This window comes from Candidatus Krumholzibacteriia bacterium, from assembly GCA_035268685.1.
Lineage (GTDB): Bacteria > Krumholzibacteriota > Krumholzibacteriia > JAJRXK01 > JAJRXK01 > JAJRXK01.
This window is the reverse complement of the sequence record DATFKK010000022.1, coordinates 1-16,641: the sequence shown is the minus strand read 5'-3', so window position 1 is coordinate 16,641 and position 16,641 is coordinate 1. Positions and strand designations below refer to the sequence as shown.

The 16,641-nt window shown below is 68.7% G+C and carries 11 protein-coding genes; all 11 read left to right on the top strand.

Annotation, left to right across the window (positions count from 1 at the left end; translation table 11 throughout):
• Positions 1-37 precede the first annotated feature (37 nt).
• Positions 38-868, top strand: coding sequence for a class I SAM-dependent methyltransferase (locus VKA86_02360; protein ID HKK70031.1), 831 nt, complete (start codon positions 38-40; stop codon positions 866-868).
• 94 nt (positions 869-962) lie between these two features.
• A complete protein-coding gene (locus VKA86_02355) occupies positions 963-2,072 on the top strand; it encodes a glycosyltransferase family 4 protein (GenBank protein HKK70030.1) in 1,110 nt (369 codons plus the stop codon).
• Complete coding sequence (locus VKA86_02350) at positions 2,060-3,070, top strand: lysylphosphatidylglycerol synthase transmembrane domain-containing protein (GenBank protein ID HKK70029.1); 1,011 nt, start codon at positions 2,060-2,062, stop codon at positions 3,068-3,070. The genes VKA86_02355 and VKA86_02350 overlap by 13 nt, the downstream gene beginning before the upstream one ends.
• 188 nt (positions 3,071-3,258) lie before the next feature.
• Positions 3,259-5,862: a DUF2723 domain-containing protein gene (locus VKA86_02345; GenBank protein HKK70028.1), complete on the top strand. Its 2,604-nt coding sequence runs from the start codon at positions 3,259-3,261 to the stop codon at positions 5,860-5,862.
• Positions 5,859-6,887: an NAD-dependent epimerase/dehydratase family protein gene (locus VKA86_02340; GenBank protein HKK70027.1), complete on the top strand. Its 1,029-nt coding sequence runs from the start codon at positions 5,859-5,861 to the stop codon at positions 6,885-6,887. The genes VKA86_02345 and VKA86_02340 overlap by 4 nt, the downstream gene beginning before the upstream one ends.
• Positions 6,884-7,900 carry a glycosyltransferase family 2 protein gene (locus VKA86_02335; GenBank protein ID HKK70026.1) on the top strand — a complete coding sequence of 339 codons (1,017 nt, stop codon included), beginning with the start codon at positions 6,884-6,886 and terminating at the stop codon, positions 7,898-7,900. Before VKA86_02340 ends, VKA86_02335 begins: the two co-directional genes overlap by 4 nt.
• A complete protein-coding gene (locus VKA86_02330; protein HKK70025.1) occupies positions 7,897-8,814 on the top strand; it encodes a glycosyltransferase family 2 protein in 918 nt (305 codons plus the stop codon). The genes VKA86_02335 and VKA86_02330 overlap by 4 nt, the downstream gene beginning before the upstream one ends.
• 24 nt (positions 8,815-8,838) lie before the next feature.
• Positions 8,839-11,385, top strand: coding sequence for a hypothetical protein (locus VKA86_02325; GenBank protein ID HKK70024.1), 2,547 nt, complete (start codon positions 8,839-8,841; stop codon positions 11,383-11,385).
• Positions 11,382-12,089 carry a polyprenol monophosphomannose synthase gene (locus VKA86_02320; GenBank protein HKK70023.1) on the top strand — a complete coding sequence of 236 codons (708 nt, stop codon included), beginning with the start codon at positions 11,382-11,384 and terminating at the stop codon, positions 12,087-12,089. Before VKA86_02325 ends, VKA86_02320 begins: the two co-directional genes overlap by 4 nt.
• A gap of 8 nt (positions 12,090-12,097) precedes the next feature.
• Positions 12,098-14,224, top strand: coding sequence for a glycosyltransferase (locus tag VKA86_02315; GenBank protein ID HKK70022.1), 2,127 nt, complete (start codon positions 12,098-12,100; stop codon positions 14,222-14,224).
• 19 nt (positions 14,225-14,243) lie between these two features.
• Positions 14,244-16,641 (top strand): two-component regulator propeller domain-containing protein (locus tag VKA86_02310; GenBank protein ID HKK70021.1); only part of this gene is annotated, 2,398 nt, incomplete at its 3' end.

Here is a 16,641-nt window from a genome sequence, read left to right as displayed (position 1 = left end):
CTTGTCCGGGGTGCGTCACGAAACCTATACTCACAGGATGAGGGAATCGCGGAAAGAACACTGGGAGGCCTTCTGGACGGAGGCCGAGGGGCTGTCGCTCGACGACGTCTACGACAACGGCGGGCGGATCCTGCGCGAGATCTTCGAGGTGTGCGATCCGTCCGGGATGCGCGTGCTCGAGGTCGGCGCCGGGACCGGCCGCGACAGCATCGCCCTGGCCCGGGCCGGGGCGCGTGTCGTGACGCTGGACTACGCCCCGCGCAGTCTCGACCTGATCCGGCAGGCGGCGGAGCGGGCCGGGGTCGAGGTCGAGATGGTCGGCGGCGACGGTCTCGCGCTGCCCTTTCCCGACGGCAGCTTCGATCTCGTGTTCCACCAGGGACTGCTCGAGCACTTCCGCGATCCCATGCCCATGCTCCGCGAGCACGTGCGGGTGCTGAAGCCCGGCGGACTTCTTCTGGTGGACGTTCCGCAGCGCTGGCACTACTACACGGTGGGCAAGCACCTGCTCATGGCCTTCGACAAGTGGTTCGCGGGATGGGAGACCGAGTTCAGCGTGGGCGAGCTGGAGGACCTGATGCGGAGCGCCGGGTTGGAGCCCACCCACGCCTACGGCGACTGGATGGTCCCCAACCTGTTCTACCGGGCGTTGCGCAAGGTCCTGCTGAAGACCGTGGGTTGGCGCCTGCCCATGTATCCGCGTCCACTGCCGGTGATCGGCCCGATCGACCGGGCCTGGCGTCGGTGGTTCGGGAGCAAACGGGCCAGTCTGTACACGACCATCGTGATCGGGGTCTTCGGCCGCAAACCGGTCACCGCGACCCCCGCCACCGAGCGCAGCCGCGAGGTCGCCACGAGCGCCGTCTGAGCGGCGCGCAGTCCGAGTCCTTCTTCGTCCCGGTGGTCCGCGCGCGCCCGGCCGGCCGCGCTCCGACCGCCCCCTGCACCGGAGCGACCGCCCCGTGAGGATCCTGGCCCTGAACTGGCGCGACCGCGTGGACCCCATGGCCGGAGGGGCCGAGGTCCACCTGCACGAGATCCTGCGGCGTCTGGTGCAGCGCGGCCACCAGGTCACCTGGTTGTGCTGCAGCTATCCCGGCGCCGCCGCCGAGGAGGTCGCCGACGACGGAATCCGCTACCGCCGGCGCGGCCACTGGGCCTTCACGAACTTCAACGTGATCCCGCTGCTGCGCGACGAGTTGAAGCGCAATTCCTACGACGTGGTGCTCGAGGACATCAACAAGGTGCCCTTCTACGCGCCGCTGTTCACGAATCTTCCGGTGCTGGCGGTGATCCCGCACCTGTTCGGACGCACCGTCTTTCGCGAGACCAATCCCGCCTTCGCCACCTACGTGTGGCTGAGCGAGCAACCGCTGTCGTGGATCTACCGCAATTGCTGGTTCGAGGCGATCAGCGACAGCACGCGCGAGGACCTGGTGCACCGGGGCGTGTCCCGTGAACGCATCGAGGTCGTGCACTGCGGGATGGATCACGAACGCTACGTGCTCGACGACCCACCGCCGCGGGCCTCTTCACCACGGATCGTGCACCTCGGTCGCCTGCGCCGCTACAAGAGCGTGGACGTGGTGCTCGAGGCCCTGGCCCGGATCCGCGAGGTCTTCGCCGATGCCGAACTGGACGTGATCGGAGACGGTCCCGACCGTCTGCGTCTGATCGAGGTCGCCGCGTCCCTGGGGCTCGCCGGGGCGGTGCACTTCCACGGCCATCTTCCGCGTACCGAGATCGTGGAGACGCTGTACCGCAGCCATCTCTTCCTCAACCCGAGTCCGAAGGAGGGCTGGGGGCTGACGGTGATCGAAGCGAACGAGTGCGGGGTTCCGGTGGTGGCCAGCCGCCGGCCCGGTCTCGTGGACTCGGTACGCGAGGGCGAGACCGGCCTGCTCGCCGACTACGGCGATCCCGAGGACTTCGCGAACAAGGCGCTGAGCCTGCTGACCGATCCGCCCCTGTGGCGGATGATGAGCGAGAACGCGGTCCGCTGGGCCCGGTCGTTCAGCTGGGACGACGCCGCCGTCGAGACCGAGCGGATGCTGGAACGATGCCGGCGCTGAGTCCGCGGGTCCGTGGGATCCTCGCGACCGGCCTGCGTCTGGCCGTGAGCGTCGCGCTGCTGTGGTGGCTCTACGCGCAACTCCGTGGGCAACTCGAGGTCGAGGTCCGCCGCGTGCTCACCACCTCGCCGTGGCTGCTGGTGCCGCCGCTGTTGGTGTTCGCGCTGAGCACCGTGCTGGGTGCCTGGCAGTGGACCCTGATCCTGCGGCGCGCCGGACTCACCGTTCCGGCCGGGCGCCTGCACGCCCTGTACTGGGTCGGTCTGTTCTTCAACAACTTCCTGCCCACGAACGTGGGTGGAGATCTGGTCAAGGTGGCCGACGTGGCCGTCGAGACCGGACGGGTGGCGCGCCCGATCGCGGGCACTCTGCTCGACCGGATGCTCGGGCTGAGCGCCCTGGCCGGCCTGGCCTTCGTGGCCGGGGCGGTGCTCGGGAGCGGGACACCCGCCGGGCTGCCCTGGTGGGCGCTGGCGGTGGTCGCCGTTCCCGTGATCGCCGGGACGGTGGCGATCCTGTCGGGACGAATGGGACGGTTGCTGGTCGGCGTGTCCGAACGCCTGCGCGGAGGCCACGGCAAGGGCCGGATCCGGGCGCTCCTCGGCGTGCTCCAGGACTACCGGAGCGATCCTCCCTTCGTCCTGCGGCTCGGGCTGCTGGCTCTCCTGGTGCAGAGCCTCCGGATCGCGACCCACCTGCTGGTGGCCCTGGCCATGGGCCTGTCCCTGGACTGGGAGCGCGTCCTGCAGCTCTACGTCCTGGTTCCCGTGCTCGGCATGGCGGTGGTCCTGCCCATTTCGTTCAACGGTCTGGGGATCCGCGAACTGGTGGCCTATCGGCTCATGCCGCAGATCGGCATCGATCCCGACAGCGCGGTGGTGATGCAGCTGATCACCTACCTGGTGCAGGTGACGGTGAGCCTCGCCGGAGGGATCGTGTTCACCGTCATGTTCGTGCGCGGCCGCCTGCGGCTGCGCCGGCGACGGACGGAGGACTGAGCGGCCGGAACCCATTCGGGCGGCCGACGTTGCAGTGCCGGGCCCGCGCTGTCGCCCTGGCGTGGCCTGTGCTACCTTACGCCCTCGTGTGCGCTCCGGGGCCCTCCGCCCTGGCCGGCGCCGGGCGCTTCGAGCGGGGTCGAGGCGCCGCCGAAGGCCGTTCCCGAGGGCTCGTCACCGGAGATCGAATGCGCTGGTTCGCCGACACCGACCACCGGATCGCCGCGGCATTGTTCGCGTTGAGCCTGGCCGTCTACGCGCTCACGATGAGTCCTACGATCAACTTCTGGGACTGCGCGCAGTTCGTGGCCGTGTCGCACACGCTGGGGATTCCCCACCAGCCCGGAACCCCTCTGTACGTGCTGGTCGGCAAGGTCTTCAGCCTGCTGCCACTGGGGATCGGGATCGCGCACAAGATCAACCTGATGAGCGCGGTCTTCTCGGCCCTGGCCGTGTCCTTCATGTACATGACCGGGGTGCGGCTGCAGCGGAACTGGGCCAGCGAGAAGCAGGACCCGAGCCCCGGTTGGATCCCGCGTGCCGGGGCAGCGGTCGGGGCTCTCTTCCTGGCGTTCAGCTACACCTTCTGGAACAACGCCGTCGAGGCCGAGGTCTACGCGCTGTCCGCCTTCACCATGGCCTTCGTCAGCTTCCTGGCCGTGTGCTGGTGGGAGATCCGGGAGCGGGCGAGTTCGGCCACGATCATGCTGCTGATCGTCTATCTCATGGGCATGGCGGTCGGGTTCCACCTGGGGTCGATCCTCGTCTTCCCGGGTGTCTTCGTGCTCGTGGTCCTGGCCGATCGCCGCGCCCTGAGCCTCGTCGACATGTTCCTGGTGGCGCTCGTCGTTGGGGGCTTCGTGCTCTCGACCATGAGTGCGCCGGACGGGCTGGTCCTGTTCCTCTTCGGCGCGGCGATCCTGGGGGCGGCCTATCGCAGCATCACCTGGGGAGAGAAGGACGAGATCGAGCAGAACCGCTGGTTCGCCCTCGCGGGGATCGGTCTCTTCGTCGTCGGGCTGTCGGTCCACCTCTTCATGCTGATCCGGGCCCATCACGACCCGATGATCAACCAGACCGATCCCACCACCTGGGACACGCTCATGAGCGTGCTGCGGCGTGAGCAGTACCCGCCGCGCAGTGTCTTCGAGCGCGAGGCGCCGCTGGCCTGGCAGGTCGGTCACCTGTGGGGGACCTCGATCTGGCAGACGGGCCAGCTGGCCGGGCGACAGGTGATCGGGCTGATCCAGCAGTTCACCTTCCTGCCGGCGAAGAGTCCCACCTTCGCCGACATCGCGATTCCGACGGCTCTGTGGCTGATGGGCATCGTCTACCAGCTCCAGAACCACTGGCGGCTGGGCGTCGCGTTCCTGACGACACTGCTGGTGAACTCGGTCGGACTGCTCCTGCTGCTGAACTTCACGGACAGCGAGGTCCGGGATCGCGACTACTTCTACTTCGGATTCTTCCAGTTCGCGGCCCTGTTCCTCGGCCTGGGTGCCGGAGGTCTCCTGCGCGCCGCGTGGTCGGGCCGACGTGCGGGCAGTCAGCTCTTCGTGAAGGGGGCGACGGCCGTCCTGCTCCTGTTGCCCGTCCTGCCCGTGCTCATGGCCCCGGTGAACCATCAGAAGTGGTACGAGCACGATCGAAGCGAGAACTGGATCGCCTACACCTACGCCAAGAACATCCTCGAGAGTCTGCCGCCCGACGCAATCCTCGCCACCAACGGTGACAACGACACCTTCCCGCTGTGGTACCTGCAGGAGGTCGAGGGCTTCCGCACCGACGTGCGCGTGGTCAACCTGAGTCTGATCAACCTGCCCTGGTACATCAAGCAGCTCCGCGACTACGAGCCGAGCCTGCCGATCACGTGGACGGACGAACAGATCGAGGGCCGGGCCGACATCCGCTTCCGGAACATCACGACGCTGCTCGTGGCCGAGCGGTTGCCCGACGGGAGCGTGGCCTACATCCGCGACAAGACCATGTGGCACGTGGTCCAGCAGAACCAGTGGGAGCGCCCGATCTACTACGCGATCACCGTGCCCAACCAGAACATCGGGATGTTCGTACCCTTCCTCGAGATGGAGGGCATGGTCTACCGGTTGACACCGGAGCGCAGTGACGACGGCAATCCCCGTTGGAACTCCGATCGGATCTGGCACGCCTTCACCGAGGTCTACGACTTCCGCTCGGTGCTCGACGAAGAGGGCTACGCGGACGACTCGATCTACCGCGACGCCCAGACCGCGCACCTGCTCCGCAACTACCCGGCGGCCCTCTCGAGGGTGGGCTTCGTGAGTGCGCGCGCGGGGGACTACGATCTCGCGATCGAAGCCCTCGAGATGGCCTATCGCTTCGACCCGACCTTCCCGGTGACGGTCGACGTGCTGCCGATCGTGTACCTGCAGCGCAACGACATCGAGTCGGCCCTCGACGCCGGTCGCCGGCTGATGCCGCACCAGGAGCATCCGAACGAATCATTGCTGAACCTCGGCGAGTCGTTGCTGAAGATGCGGGAGGACACCGCCGCCGTGGCCTGGGCGCGCGATCTGGTCGAAGAGGCACCGGACGCGGTCGACTACACGCAGTTGCTGATCCGCTCGCTGTTGTTCGCCGGCCGCACGGCCGAGGCCGAGGCGGAGGTGGACGCCTACGTGGAGAGGACCGGCGACACCTCGGCGCGCGGAGTCTTCGACCGCTTCCTCCGTGAACTGGAGCGCCTCGAGTCGGACACGTTGGGGCCGGTCGAGGAGGAGATCGAGGGCACGATCCGGGGTGGAGGCGAATGATCGATCGGGTCGACGTCGACGTGCCCGATGCGTGGCGTGGGCGTCCGCGCCGCGTGCTCGTGACCGGCTGCGCCGGCTTCCTCGGCAGCACTCTGGTCGACAGCCTGCTCGCCCACGGTCACGACGTCACCGGGATCGACGTCTTCAGCGACTACTACGACCCGGCACTGAAACGAGCCAACGTCGAGGCCGCGCGCCGTTCCGATCGGTTCCGGCTGGTCGAGGCCGACATGAACGCGGTCGACCTCGTGGACATCGTCGCCGACCGGGAAGTCGTGTTCCACTTCGCGGCGCAGGCCGGCGTGCGTGCGAGTTGGGGCGCGGAGTTCGACGTCTACCTCCATTCGAACATCGGAGCGACCCAGCGACTGCTCGAGGCCCTGGTCGAGCTGCGGCGTCGGAGTGCCCCGTTCCGGAGGCTGGTGTACAGCTCGTCGAGCAGTGTGTACGGCAATCAGGAGCACTATCCGGTGGTCGAGGACGTGCCCAAGCAGCCGTTCAGCCCCTACGGCGTGAGCAAGCTCGCTGCCGAGCACCTCTGCGTGCTCTACGCCGCGAACTTCGGTGTTCCCAGCAGTAGTCTGCGCTACTTCACGGTGTACGGGCCCCGTCAACGGCCCGACATGGCCTTCCGCAAGTTCCTCGAGGCGGCGGCCGACGGTCGTCCGTGGGTCGTGTACGGCGACGGGGAACAGACGCGCGACTTCACGTTCGTGGCGGACGCCGTGCGCGCGAATCTACTGGCCGCCGACGACCCGAGCGACTGCGGTGTGTACAACATCGGCGGCGGCGCGCGCATCTCGTTGCGCGAGGCCCTCGAGGTGCTGCAGACGAAGGCGATCGAGCACGGAGTGGCCGACGAGGTGAAGATCGAGCACCACGAGACCGTGAAGGGTGATGTGCGACACACCTACGCCGACGGCAGCCGGGCTCGCGAGGACCTGGGCTTCGAGGCCCGGATCCCTCTGGCCGAAGGGCTGGACGCCGAGGCGCGCTGGGTCGCGGCGCGGAGGCGATCGGAGTGAGCGGGGCCGAGGGCTCGACTCCGGTCCGGTTCGATCCGGAGCGCGTGCGCACTGTCCTGGCGCACGGACCCGGTGAGTGCGCCGTCACCGTGCTCGTTCCCGCGTACAACGAGATCGACAGCCTTCCGTCCCTCGCCGAGAGGCTGGAGTCGGTCCTGGACCGGGTGACCACGGACTACGAGATCCTGGTCGTGGACGACGGCAGCGACGACGGTACGCGGGGTGAACTCCGTCGACTCCGGACCGAGCACACGCGGCTGCGCTCGATCAGCTTCCTCCGCAACTACGGCAAGAGCGCGGCGCTGGCCGTCGGTTTCCGCGAGGCGAGGGGCCGTGTCGTGGTGACCATCGACGCGGACCTGCAGGACGACCCCGAGGAGATCCCGGCCCTGATCGCCGAACTGGGCAAGGGCTGGGACCTGGTGAGTGGGTGGAAACAACAGCGCAAGGATCCGCTGGTGAAGACGAGTACCAGCAAGCTGTTCAACGCCGTCACACGCCGGGTCAGCGGTCTGCACCTCCACGATTTCAACTGCGGGTTGAAGGCCTACCGCAGTCGGGTGACCCGATCGCTGCGGGTGTACGGTGAGCTGCATCGCTATCTGCCCGTGATGGCCCATGTGCAGGGCTTCCGGGTGACCGAACTCCCGGTGCGTCACCACGAGCGACGCTTCGGCGTGACCAAGTTCGGGCGCTCGCGTTTCGTCAACGGGCTGCTCGATCTGCTCACCGTCGTCTTCCTGACGCGGCAACGGACGTCACCGCTGCACTTCTTCGGCCGCCTCGGACTGCTCTTCGGTGGGGTGGGGACCCTGGTCCTGGCCTGGTTCCTCGGGGTATGGATCGTCGAGCAGGCGCTGCGGCTCCGTCCGATGCTGCTGTTCGGCGTGGCGCTGGTGCTCGTGGGGGTGCAATTCGTGAGCCTGGGACTGCTGGGCGAACTCTTCGTGGCGACCCGCGACACCACGAGTCAGTACCAGGTGCGCGACGAGGACGAGGACGACGAGAGGTGACGGTCCCGACCCGACGCATGGGGGTCGTGGTCCTCAACTGGAACGGCCGGCCTTATCTCGAGGGCTGCCTGTCCTCGCTCGCCGAGCAGGATCATCCCGACCACTTCGTGGTGCTCGTGGACAACGGGAGCGAGGACGGCAGCGCCGACTTCGTTCGCACGCGGTTCCCCGGTGTCGAGATCCTGGAACTCGGTGAGAACCGGCGCTTCGCGGGAGGGAACAACGCCGGGGCCGCGCACGCGCTCGAGCGTGGAGCCGACGTACTGCTGATCCTGAACAACGACACCGAAGCCACGCCCGGCTTCCTGCGTTCGCTCGACGGTGCTTTCGAGGATCCCGCCGTAGGGATCGCCGGTCCGCGTGTCGTGCACGCCGACCGCCCCGAGCGGATCTGGTACGGGGGCGGTCGTTTCGACCCGGCCTGGGGCTTCGCGCGCCATCGGGCACTGCGCGCGCGCGTCGGTGCGGGCGCCGATCCGGCGGGTCCGACCGACTGGGTCACCGGGTGCGCGCTCGCGGTCCGGGCCGAGGTCTGGCGGGAACTCGGCGGACTCGACGAGGAGTTCTACATCTACGCCGAGGACGTGGATTTCTGCCTGCGGGCCCGCGCGGCCGGTTGGTCGGTCGCCTACGTACCCGCGGCCGTCCTCCACCATGCCGTCAGCGCCTCGGTCGGCGGACGCATGTCGCGGTTCAAGGCCTATCACCGTACCCGTTCTCGTCGGCAGTTGGCCCGTCGCCATGCCCACGGTCTCCTCGCCGGACCCACGGGCTTCCTGTACGATGCGGCGCTGGCCGGATTCCTGCTCTTGCGGGGGGCACCGGGGGCGGCCGGGGCGGTGTTCGAGGCGGTGTTCGAAGCGCCGAGCGCGGAGCCGCGTCACCCGACCCGCGAACTGCGCGGCGACGTCTGAACGTCGCCCGGGCGGAGGAAGATCATGCTGCGCAACCGAGTCCTCTTCGTGGCGATCGCCGTGGCCGTGCTGGCCGTGGCCACGGTCTTCGTGCATCCGGAGATCGCACTGCAGGGGAAGGTGTACAGCAGCAGCGATTCGCAGGCAGCCGCGGCCTTCCAGCGCGCCGGTGACGACGCCCTGGAGGCCGGGGAGTTCCCGCACTGGAATCCGTTCGTCTTCGGCGGAATGCCTTCCTACGGGAGCCTGGCCTACAATCCCCGGACCTATCCGCTGACCGGACCGATCAGGCTGCTGCGCGAGGGCTTCGGCCTGCCCCCGATGACGTGGCTGCTCGTGCACTACCTCGTCGCCGCGCTCGGAGTGACGGGTTGGTTGCGGTGGCGATGCGTTCCGTGGCCGGCTGCGATCGCGGGGGGAGTCCTCGTCCTCGCGTTGCCGAAGATGTCGGCCTGGGGCGCCTACGGACACGGCACGAAACTGGGAACCTTTGCGTGGATGCCCTTCGCGCTGTGGTTCGCCGAGGCGGTCCTGCGTCGAGGGCGCGTCGCCTGGGCGGCGGGACTCGCGCTGTTCGTGGGGCTCATGCTCCTGCGTGCGCACATCCAGATCACCTACTACGCCGTGCTCGCGATCGCCGTGATGGTCGTGGTGTGGTGGATCTTCGACCTGCGGTCGGACGAGCGTCGGCGGCCGGTGCTGATCCGCACCGGCTGGATCGCGGTGGCAGGTCTGGTGGGTCTGGGTATCGCCCTGGTCCTCGTGCTGCCCGTCCTGGAGTACCAGGGCTTCTCGATCCGGGGCGCGGCCGGGGCCGGTGGCGGAGGCGATGCGGACGCCGCGTTCGAATACGCGACCAACTGGAGTCTGTCGTGGTCGGAGATCGCGACGCTCTGGTGGCCCACGACGGCCGGCTACGGCCGCGGCGCGTACGTGGGGGGGATGCCTTTCACCGACTATCCGAACTACATCGGTCTTCCGCTGCTCGTGCTGGGGCTGATCGGATTCCTGCTCCGGCGCGATCGGACGCTGTGGGCGATGATGGCCCTGGCCGTCCTGTCGCTGTTGATCGCGCTCGGCGACGACTTCTTCCTCTACCGGGTACTGTACGAGCTCCTGCCCGGCTTCGACAAGTTCCGGGTGCCCTCGATGATCCTCGCGGTGCACCATCTGGCGGTGATCGTGCTCGCGGCGCACGGGCTCGAGGCGCTGGTCTCGTCGGCGGCGGCGCGGACGCGTCCGCGGTGGTTGGGGCGTCCGACGCTCGTCGTGTCGCTGAGCGTCGCCCTCGTCCTGTTGCTGCTCGGCAGCATCGGGGCCGATGCCCTGCGCGATTCGATGGCCACGAACTGGGGTGACATGGCGCAGCAGTTCGGGCGACCCGTTCCGCCCGCCGACGCGGTGCGCGCCGCGGCCGACCTGGCGGTGGCCGATGCCCTGCGCGTGGGAGCGATCCTGGCCGCCATCCCTCTCGTGCTCGTGGCGGTGGCCATGCGTCGTCTGCCGGTTCCGTGGGCCATGGGTCTGATCGCGTTCCTGCTCTTCCTCGACCTGTGGCGGGTCCAGATGCCGTTGATCCATCCCGAGGGAACGTTGCCGCACGCCCAACGGGCCGGCAACCGGGTGGTGGCGGTCGACTCTCCGCCGATGATCCACGATCCCGAGAGATTGCGCGACTACACGGCCGACGCGGAGCTGACGCGTTGGCTGCGGGAACGGGATCCGCGTCCACGCGTGTTCCCGATCGGAGGATGGGAGAGCGACAACCGTCTGGCTGCCCGGGGGATCGTCAGTCTGGGCGGCTACCACGCCGCGAAGCTCGACGTCTACGAGCGGCTGCGCGAGCAGATGTACGGCGGACGTCCGCCCGCCCTGCGGCTGGCGAACCTGTTCTCGGCCGACTGGGTCGTGGCGGCTCGACCCTTCGAGCAGCAGACCGTGGAGCAGCTGCGGCAGCTCGGTCTGGACCTCGCCGAACCGCCGGCCCTGGTCACCGAGGAGGGCACCGTCTACGAGAATCGAAGCGCCCTGCCGCGGGCGTGGCTCGTCGGTGACCACGAGCGGGAGCGGTCGGGGGTCGACACGACCGATAAACTGCCCCGGTCGGCGGTACTGGCCCGGGTCGCGAGCTCCGGTTTCGACCCCCGCTCGACCGCGATCGTGTCGGCCGAACCCGATCCCGCCCCGAAGCCCGGGGCGACGGAAGGCTCGGTCGAAGTGGTCGAAGAGCGGTACAATGGTATCGAGCTACGCGTCGACACACCGGTCGACGGACTGCTCGTGGTCTCGGACGTCTGGTATCCGCACTGGACGGTGACGATCGATGGCGAGGAGGCGCGGATGCTACGCGCGAACTTCGCCCTGCGGGCGGTCGCCGTTCCGGCCGGCGAGCACACGGTCGAGTTCGCGGTCGACGACTCCAGCTACCGTACGGGCCGCACGGTCTCGAACCTGGCGTTGCTGCTCGTCCTGGCCGGCTTCGCCTGGACGCCGGTGCAGAGCTGGCGGCGACGTCGCGGTGGCGAGAACGGGGACGGCCGATCCGTCCGGAGCGAGAGGGACACCGGATGAAGGCGCTGGTCGTGATTCCGACCTACAACGAGGCCGACAACATCCGCCGGATCGTTCCGGCGGTCCTGGCCCAGGACCCCGACGTGCACGTGCTGGTGGTCGACGACAGCAGTCCCGACGGCACGGGTGCGGTGGTCGACGAGATGCGTGAGCACGAACCGCGGCTGCACGTGCTGCACCGCGAAGGAAAGGGCGGGTTGGGCTCGGCCTACATCGCCGGTTTCCACTGGGCCTTGAACGAGAGCGACGCGGCCTACGTGTTCGAGATGGATGCCGACTTCTCGCACGACCCGGCGTCGATCCCGGACTTCCTCGACGCGATCGAGGACGCCGACCTCGTGGTCGGCAGCCGTTACCTGTACGGGATCACGGTGGTGAACTGGCCGTTGTCCCGGCTCATCCTCAGCGTCGGCGCGAACATCTACGCCAGTATCGTCACCGGACTGCCGCTCAAGGACTGCACCGGAGGCTTCAAGTGCTTCCGCCGCGAGACCTTGCAGAAGCTGCCGCTCGACCGCGTTCGCAGCGACGGATACTCCTTCCAGATCGAGCTCAACTGGCACGCGCACCGGCAGGGACTGCGGATCGAGGAGATCCCGATCGTCTTCACCGACCGAGCGGTGGGTGTCAGCAAGATGTCGAAGAAGATCATCTGGGAAGCGGTGTGGATGGTCTGGCGCCTACGACTGTTCCAGGGGCGCTGAGGTCGACCGTGACGCGCTCGTTCGACGTCACCCTCGTGCTCGTGAGCTTCCACAGCGAAGCGCCGCTGCGGCGGTTCTTCGAGAGTCTCGACGCACACCCGATCGGTGCTCGCCACGAGGTGCTCGTCGCCGACAACGCGCCGGGGGACGGGACGGCCGACTGGTTGCGCGCGAGTCGCCCCGACGTTCGCGTGCTCCCGATGCCGCGGAATCTGGGCTACGCCCGGGCGGTGAACGCGGCCATCGCCGAGGCCCACGGCGAGCACGTGCTCGTGATCAATCCCGACGTCGAGCTCGCGGACGGGGCCGTCGACCGTGCGCTCGACTACTTGCGGTCGCATCCCGAGGTCGGACTCGTCGGCGTCCAGCTCCTCGATCCCGACGGCACGGTCCAGCGCAACGCGCGCCGTTTCTACTCGCTCACCACGATCCTGTTGCGGCGCACGCCCCTGGGGAAGTTGCGCCCGGACCATCCCGAGTTGCGTCGTCACCTGATGCTCGACGACGATCTCGACCGTCCCGGACCGGTGGACTGGATCACCGGTGCCTTCATGCTCGTACGGCGCGAAGCACTCGACGACGTCGGTGCCATGGATGGACGTTTCTTCTTGTACTTCGAGGACGTCGACTGGTGCTACCGCATGTGGGAGGGAGGCTGGGAGGTCCACCTGGTGCCCGACGTGCAGCTGGTGCACGAGTTCCAGCGCACGAGCACGCGGTTCGGACGCAGCTTCGTGCACCACCTGCGCAGCTTCCTGAGCTTCTACGACAAATGGGGAGCGCTGGTCTACGTGGCGCGCCGGCTCCAGGGGACCTGGCGGGTGGCCGCGGCAGTGTTCGGCGATCTCGTCGCGCTCAACCTGGCCTTCCTGGCCGCGTTCTACGCACGACGCGCCATGGATCCGCTGTTCCCGCAGCCGCTGTTCGATCTCGTCCACTACTGGCCGCTGATCCTGTCGGTGAACCTCGTTTCGCTCGTCGTCCTGCCGCTCGTCGGCCGGTACCACGACCAGGAGAGGGCGGGGCCCGTCCAGCGGGGCCTGCGCGAGTTGCGAGCGACTTTCTTCGTGACCCTCGTGGTGATGGCCGGGGTCTATCTGTCGTACACGCGGACGTTCAGCCGCGCGGTGATCCTGCTGTTCGTCCCGGCCTATCTGGTCGCTCTCGGGCTGGTGCGAGCCGTGCGCGAGCGCGTGCTGGGCGGACTGGAACGAGCCCAGCCGGTGGCACACCGTGCGCTGGTCCTGGGACCGGCCGCGGATCTGCCGCGGTTCCTCGAAACCCTGGTCGCCGGTCGCGGACGGGACCGACTGGCGGGGGCCGTGGTCACCGACGACGGGGTGTCCGATGCGGCGCGGCACGAGGACAGGGTCCGGGGCCACCGGGTGCTCGGACGGCTCGACGACCTGGACACGGTGGTCGACCGCTACCGGATCGGCGAGGTCCTGGTGTCCGGCGTGAACGAACCCGACGCGAGACGTCGAGCCGTTCTCCGGCGTCTGGCCGCCGACGGGATCGAGGTTCTCGTCGAGCAGCCCTGGGCGGCGCAGCTGGGGCCCGACGAGCAGCAGACCGACCGCTGGGGTCGCCGGTGGTGGCGGTTGCGGCGACCTCCGGCCCTGAGCGAGGCGGCGGCGTCCAAGTGGTTGTCGGACCGTGCGATCGGGGCCATCCTCACCCTGGTCGCGCTTCCCGGGCATCTGCTATGCTCCGCTCTCGGTCGCCCGTTCGGGGTCCGGGGACGCCGGGTCGAGGTCCTGGGCCAGCGCCGCCGGGTGGTGGCATGGACCGAACTCGTGGACCGGCGCGGGCGGGCCCTTCCGGGCCTGGTCCAGGCGCCGCTCTTCGCCGCCGTGGCGGCGGGCCGGCTGAGTCTGGTGGGCCCCTTTCCCCTTCCTCTCGGGACCGAGGAGGAACTCGGATCGGTCGGGTTGCTACGTTTCGCGGTCAAACCGGGTTTGACCGGTCCCTGGCGGAGCCGGTCGGGAGACGTCGAGGTCGCCGACCTCGCGGGTGACGATCTCGAGTACATCGAGCACTGGTCCCTCGCGCGGGACGCGGACTTCTTCCTGAGCGCTCTGCCTCGCCTCCTTCTCGACGACGAACGTTGGCCCCGCGTCGTGTCGACGCGATAGCCGTTTCCGAGAGGTCTTCATGCATCGCATTCGTCGGGCGCCCGGCTGCGCGTCGTTCACGCTCCTGCTCTTGGTCCTCGTTGGCGGTCAGGCCGCCGCGCAATTCGACGACACCGATTGGGAGCTCCTGCTCCCCCAGACCCGCCTGGTCGACGTGGTCGAGTGGAACGGTCGGGTCGCCGGCGCCGACGAGGACGCCGGGATCCTCCTGTACGACCCCGAGGCGTCGACCCTCGAGCCGCTCGACGGAACCGATGGACTGACGTCGAACCGGATCCTGTCGCTGGTCGTCGACGACGACGGACGCCTCTGGGCGGGGACGGCCGACGCTGGCCTGTTGTTCGTCGAGCCGAGCTTCGTCGTCCGGGCCATCACCAGCCTGCAGGACCAGGGACGGATCCGATCGCTGGCCGTCGACGGCAACTTCCTCTACTACGGCTCCCCCTCGGGTGGGGGCGCAGTCGCGAACGGCTTTCCCGAGCAGGCCTTCACCGCGGACCTCGGGCTCCCCTCGAACAACGTGGTCGCCGTGGCCGCCCACGACGGCCGGGCGTGGTTCGCCACTCCGGCGGGCGTGGGAGTGTTCGATCGCCGGGAGAATTCGGTCGGGACTCTGAACAGCGGCCTGCCCTCGCTCGCCGTGGTCGACGTGGCGGCGGGGCCCGACGGAGTGTTCGTGGCGGTGGGCGACGACGTCTACCGTCTCGACGAGTCCGATCCCGCGGCACCGGTCTGGTCTCTCGTCGACGTCGGCGCGGGGCGCCCGGTCCTCGACCTCGAGGTCGAGTCGGGCCGGATCGCGGTCCTCCTGAGTCAGAGCCGCATCCGGCAGCGCGATCTCGATGCGACGACATGGGAGGAGTTCGGTGAGACCCGGGCCGAGGTCGAACTGCTCGCGTTGTCCCTGCGCCCCGACGGAAGTACATGGTCGGCGGGGCGGCGGATCGACCTGTCGCAGGACGAAGTGATCAACACGCCGGTCTTCTGGTCGCCCGACAGCGGGCGCTCACCGGCCGTCGACGCATTCTACGGCAGCCGGGCATGGAGCCTGGAGGCCGACGGCGAAGGGGGTGTGTGGATCGGGAGTTTTCCCCCCGAGGACGGTGTGACCCACTGGCGTGCCGACGGTCGTGTGAGCGTATACGCACGGGCGGACGCCGAGCAGGACGAAGGACCGGGTGACGGTTGGCTGAACGGCGTCAAACGGGCCATCGAGCGCGACGCGCGGGGTGACCTGTGGGTGGCGGCCTTCGCCGACGTCGGCGGACTGACGCGTTTCCGTCCCGATCCCGACGCCGAGGCTCCCGCGGGCGAGTACCTGAATCTCCGTGTGAGCGACGACGTGCTCCAGACACGCCGGATCCTGGATCTCTCGTCCGGTCCACGCGGTTGGATATGGGTGTCGAGCGACGGGGGCGTGACACCGAACGGTCGACGCAACCTCGGGCTCGACGTCCTCGTCGATCTCGACCGGCCGCTCGAACCGGCGTCGTGGGTGAAGATCACGGCCGACGCCTCGGCGCTCGCGGGCGACGACGTTCCGGCCCTCGCCTTCGAGGGGGATCGCTACCTGTGGGTGGCCGTGCGTGGTGTGGGGGTGCAGCGCTTCGATCTCGACGGTGTCGACGGCCCCGGTGACCTGCTCACCGCCAGCGCCGACAGCACCCGCTGGCGCACACTGCGCTCGCTGCCCACGAACGCACTCGGAACACCCCTGACCGCGGCCGTGGACGTAGAGGTCGCACCCGACGGCCGCATCTGGGTCGCGACCGAGGACCAGGGGACCTTCGCCTTCCGTTTCGACGGGTTCGCGGTGGGGGACTCCGACGTCGAACGCTTCGCGACGAATGAGTTCGCGAATTCGTTGATCACCAACACCCAGCGGGTCCTCGAGGTCGGCAGCGCCGGTTTCGTGTGGTCCGGCGGCGAAGGAGGCCTGCACCGGCTCGCAGTGGTGGACGACGGGCCCGAGATCCGCGCCTTCACGAACGCGGCCAACTTCCTCGACCTCGACCTGGGGCGACTCGGACCCGAGATCCTCTCCCCACTGCCGGGGACCGGCGTCCGGGCGCTCGACTACGACGCGGAGCGCCGGCTCCTCTACGTCGGCACCGATGCCGGTGTGGCCCGGGTCCGGATCGACGACACCGGCAGGGGAACCGCCGATGCCTTCGACGTCACGTTGCGACCGAACCCGATCGGCAGTGGCGACGACGAACTGCGCGTGACCGGTTTCGAGGGCGAGGTCGAACTGTTCGTCTACACGCTGAGCGGTCGCCTCGTGCACAGGATCCGCGGTGTACAGGATGGCGACCGCGCGTGGGACACCCGGAACGTGGTCGACGAGCGCGTGGTCAGTGGCATGTACCTGGTCCGGATCGTGCGCGACGACGGGGCCGAGATCGTACGGACGGTGG

Excerpts from the sequence above, each read along its gene's own strand:
- VKA86_02360 (HKK70031.1), top strand. The coding sequence starts at position 38 with ATGAGGGAATCGCGGAAAGAACACTGGGAGGCCTTCTGGACGGAGGCC.
- VKA86_02350 (HKK70029.1), top strand. The coding sequence starts at position 2,060 with ATGCCGGCGCTGAGTCCGCGGGTCCGTGGGATCCTCGCGACCGGCCTG.
- VKA86_02345 (HKK70028.1), top strand. The coding sequence starts at position 3,259 with ATGCGCTGGTTCGCCGACACCGACCACCGGATCGCCGCGGCATTGTTC.
- VKA86_02340 (HKK70027.1), top strand. The coding sequence starts at position 5,859 with ATGATCGATCGGGTCGACGTCGACGTGCCCGATGCGTGGCGTGGGCGT.
- VKA86_02325 (HKK70024.1), top strand. The coding sequence starts at position 8,839 with ATGCTGCGCAACCGAGTCCTCTTCGTGGCGATCGCCGTGGCCGTGCTG.
- VKA86_02320 (HKK70023.1), top strand. The coding sequence starts at position 11,382 with ATGAAGGCGCTGGTCGTGATTCCGACCTACAACGAGGCCGACAACATC.